Raw genomic sequence first — 4032 nt, forward strand, 5'->3', positions numbered from 1 at the left:
AACTGGCCGTTATTGCTGCAATGAGAAAATTGCTTCTTATCGCACATGCTGTATATAAGGGTAAAGTACCATATCGTGATGTATGATAAAAAAACTAAAAAAGGAGAGTTTTGGGCTTGACATTAATGACAGTATCTGACCAGGTGGGAGAAGTGGTGAGATTCATTAATGACATTGCCGACCAGACAAACCTTCTTGCGTTGAATGCTGCTATCGAAGCTGCCCGCGCAGGGGAACACGGCAGAGGCTTTGCGGTTGTTGCTGACGAAGTGCGCAAGCTTGCGGAAAGAACAACAGAAGCTACCAGAGAAATCTCAACTACAATTACCGCTATGCAATCTGAAACAAAGGGTATCGTTGAATCCATTGAAGAAGGTGTAAGGGAAGTTGAAATAGGAATGGAAAGGGCTGGCAAGTCAAAAGAATTCCTGAATAATATTTTAAACCAGATAGATACTGTAAATATTCAGATAAACCAGATTGCAGTGGCTGTTGAAGAGGAGAACATGACGACCAACCAGACGGCTGATAATATTCAGCAGGTCTCGCATGTTATGAACAATACTTCAAAAAAGATAAATGAAACCATGCCGGCAGCGCTTGAAGTTGCGAGGGTGGCAGAAGCGCTTGAAACAATGATTAAACAGTTCAGGATAAAATAATACTTAGTACAGCTTGTTTATTCCTGAAAGATCTCCAGTCTCTTTCGCCTTGTCGGGTGTTGCAGCTTTCTAAAGGCCTTGGCCTCAATCTGACGAATACGTTCACGGGTAAGTCCAAAGACATCACCCACTTCTTCTAATGTAGAATCGGTCTTCTCACCGATGCCGAGCCTCATCCTGACAACCTTTTCTTCTCTCGGAGTAAGGGTTGACAAAACTTTGTCTACCTCTTGTTTGAGAGATGCGCCTACAAGTTCCGTAAAAGGTGAAGAGGCTTTTGGATCCGCAATAAAATCACCGAGTTTTGATTCATCTTCTCCGATCGGGGTTTCGATTGATACGGTTCCATTGGCAATATTCTTGATCTTCCTGACTTTCTCCAGGGGAAGTCCGGCTTTCAATGAAATTTCTTCGAGATTCGGTTCTCTCCCCAACTCCTGTAAGAGGGCTACAGAAGCCTTGCTGATCTTATTCGTGTTTTCGAGTATATGTACCGGCACCCTTATAGTCCGTCCGTAATCTGCGATTGCCCTTGTCATAGCCTGCCTTATCCACCACGTTGAGTATGTAGAAAACTTGTAGCCTCTCTGATAATCATATTTTTCAGCAGCCTTCATAATACCCATGTTCCCTTCCTGTATAAGATCGAGAAAGGAAAGCCCTCTGTTCATGTGTCTCTTGGCAATATTAACGACAAGTCTCAGATTCGCCTGAACAAGTCTATCTTTGACAATCTTTAGTTTGTTGTCAATTTCGCTGAGTTCTGCCAATTTATGTTTTATGATCCTTGCCTTGCTGTAATCCATGAACTCCATCTGATGTGCGATCCTCTTGATGATTTTTGCAAGAATCTTCTTGTTGAGTTTGAGATTAAGCAGGATTTCTTCTGTCTTGTCTTTGACCCTCTGCAAATCATTAGTAAGCTCCTTTCTGCCCGGTTCATCTGCTCCCTGCAGTTTATTCTTTATTTCTTCCTTTTTATCATGAAGACTTTTTATGTCTTTTATGTAGGATATGGTTTTCTTTCTATATTTAATATCTTCTTTTTCTGTATAGTTCATTTCATCGATATTTTTTATGACATCTACTATGTTTATGGTCTCTTCCTTTAGTTGCTGACCTATATGAAGGAGTTCATCTACTGCCTGGGGCAGTTCAAACAAGATGTTCCTTGTATTGCTTTCACCTTTTTCTATCTTTTTTCCTATCTGTTGTTCTTCATCGCGTGTAAGGAGCGATACACGCCCGATATCCTTTAAATATGCCCAGATTATATTATCGGTTTTTTCTAAAGGTACTTTTTCAACCTCTCCCCAGTCGGCACTTTCTTCTTCATGTGATTCAATCTTTTCTTGTATTGTTTCGACTATATCGATATCAGATTCTGAAAGAAAGTCGAATACGCTTTTGATATCTTCAGGAGAAAAGATGTTTTGAGGAAGGGAGTCGTTAATTTCATCGGACGTAAGGTAACCCTTATCCATTCCTAAGTCCATCAACTGCTTAATTTCAGTGGAATTCTTTATTATCATTAATTAGCTCCAAAAAATAAAAATACCTTTTTGCTGGGAAAGGGCATTCCAATTAGGGAAGACCCCTCGGTTCTTTGATGACTAACGCCTGCCTTGAGAAAGATATGATATCAATGATATCAGTGTATACTGGAAGAATATAGGTGTAGCCCTTCTCTTACCGCTTCTCCCAGTTCTTTCATGCCCAGTGGTTTAAGAATGGCCTCTCCAAGCCCTGCAGCTCTGATCTCTTCTGCCAAAGGTGGCTCGACGTGTCCCGTATAAAGCAGGACCGGAAAACCTTGTTTTATGCGCCTGAAGCGCACTGCAAGCTCCAGTCCTGTTAGCTCAGGTGTAACGGGAGAGCCTCTTCTCATACTCCCGAGGACGTCAAGCTCCGGCCCTGTTTGCCCTGGCATAGCAGGTTCAACGATAGCAAGGTCAAATTTGTCGGGGTCCTGAGAAAAAGTTCTCAACCCTGCCAGGCTCGCTGTCTCGGCCTGGGCGCTATAGCCCAATTGTTCAAGCATTGCGGTGGTTGTTGTTACCATGTCTTCGCCGTTGTCTACAACCAAAACATGGAATTTTCGTCCGGAAGCCATAATAACTCTCTTTTCTGTTGGGAGCGTCTGGCAGAAGCCCCTGGATTCTGGTTATTTTCATAAAATAGCAAATGACCAGTTCGATGTAAGGTAATTGATGAGCAGTTGCAATGTTAATAAAGCTAATTATAGCACAAATCCTATAAAAATGATATGAAACAATCTGTTGGTTTTTATTATTGTCTTACAGCCCCTTTATTCTGTTCTTGCATGTTTACTGCAGACAGATGTCCAGGGAATTGCCTCAAGGCGCTCCACCTCGATTCCTTTTCCACAAACCTCACAGGAGCCGTATTCCCCGAGTTCCATCCTCGCCAGTGCCCTGTTTATAGCCTGGATCTCTTTCTGCTCTATTTCATCCAGTATTGCCAGAACATTGGCAATAGTCTCCTTCTGCGCTGCATCTTCGGGTTCGATATCGTGCTCTGACAAGATAAGCCGTGCTTCATCGCTGAGTCTATGAGCCTCGAAGACTTCATCACGTTTCTTAAGCAACCGCTCGCTAATTTTCCCCATCTGTTCCGATCTATTCATAGGATCCCCCTCAACTCAAGTATCTCATGAGTAAATATAATCATTGGTCCCCATTATTTCAACAATTACCGGGCATTCCGCAGGCAGTTCATATGACTTGCATGGCTTAAAAGTGGGAGTAAGTCACCCACTCAGCCAATTAAACATAGAGAATAAAACAGGGGAATGCTGTTTGGAATGGCGCATAATGTGACAGCGATGTAGAAACAACATTTCAATAAGCATTTTTGGCTTAATACGATTTTTAAGGGCCGAAAATAGCCTCTAAATGCTATACTATCAACGATCTATACCATCAAAAACTCAAGGGGCTGAGAAAATGGGTAAAAAAACTGTCCTTATTGCGGCTCTAAGCACACCCAAAAGAAAGGTATGCAACACAACAGAAGACGATACCGCTGTATGGTCTGTAACAGACAGTTTCAAAATAATGCCAACAAAAACAGGATAGAAAACATTCTCTGGCAAGAGTATGTTTATCGGCGGCAAACAATCGCTCAGCTCTCAGCAAAGCACAGGAAAAGTAAAGACTGGATAAGGGAACGCATACACAATGTTCCGGTAAAGAATCGTCACAATACTCCGCAACCCGTTGTTGTCATTGCAGATGTAACCTTCTTCGGCAGAAGTTCCGGTCTGTGTGTAATAAGAGTGCCACATCTGAAAAAGAATCTCTATATACAGGAGGTACGCAGTGAATCGGCCGAGATATACCGGCAGGGA

General features: G+C 42.4%; 4 protein-coding genes and 1 pseudogene. 2 read left to right on the forward strand and 3 right to left on the reverse strand.

Translation table 11 applies throughout. The features are described from left to right. The first annotated feature begins 134 nt into the window (after positions 1 to 134). Positions 135 to 662, forward strand: a pseudogene (locus NT010_00785) (methyl-accepting chemotaxis protein). Between the two features lie 17 nt (positions 663 to 679). On the opposite strand, the gene NT010_00790 reads toward NT010_00785, so the two are convergent. The 3 genes from NT010_00790 to NT010_00800 all read right to left on the reverse strand — a co-directional run bounded on the left by NT010_00790 (position 680) and on the right by NT010_00800 (position 3309). Further along, positions 680 to 2194 (reverse strand): sigma-70 family RNA polymerase sigma factor, encoded by a 1515-nt coding sequence (locus NT010_00790; protein MCX5804590.1) that lies wholly within the window; start codon positions 2192 to 2194, stop codon positions 680 to 682. A gap of 119 nt (positions 2195 to 2313) precedes the next feature. Then, on the reverse strand, positions 2314 to 2775 hold the full coding sequence (locus tag NT010_00795; protein MCX5804591.1) for a hypothetical protein: 462 nt from the start codon (positions 2773 to 2775) through the stop codon (positions 2314 to 2316). Between the two features lie 195 nt (positions 2776 to 2970). Continuing rightward, the gene (locus NT010_00800) at positions 2971 to 3309 is read right to left on the reverse strand and encodes a TraR/DksA C4-type zinc finger protein (protein MCX5804592.1); all 339 of its coding nucleotides are present in this window, start codon (positions 3307 to 3309) and stop codon (positions 2971 to 2973) included. A 372-nt stretch (positions 3310 to 3681) separates the two neighbouring features. On the opposite strand from NT010_00800, the gene NT010_00805 reads away from it, so the two are divergent. Further along, positions 3682 to 4032, forward strand: a 351-nt coding sequence (locus NT010_00805; protein ID MCX5804593.1) for a hypothetical protein, incomplete at its 3' end; no start/stop codon positions are given.

Source organism: Pseudomonadota bacterium, from assembly GCA_026388275.1.
Taxonomy (GTDB): domain Bacteria; phylum Desulfobacterota; class Syntrophorhabdia; order Syntrophorhabdales; family Syntrophorhabdaceae; genus JAPLKB01.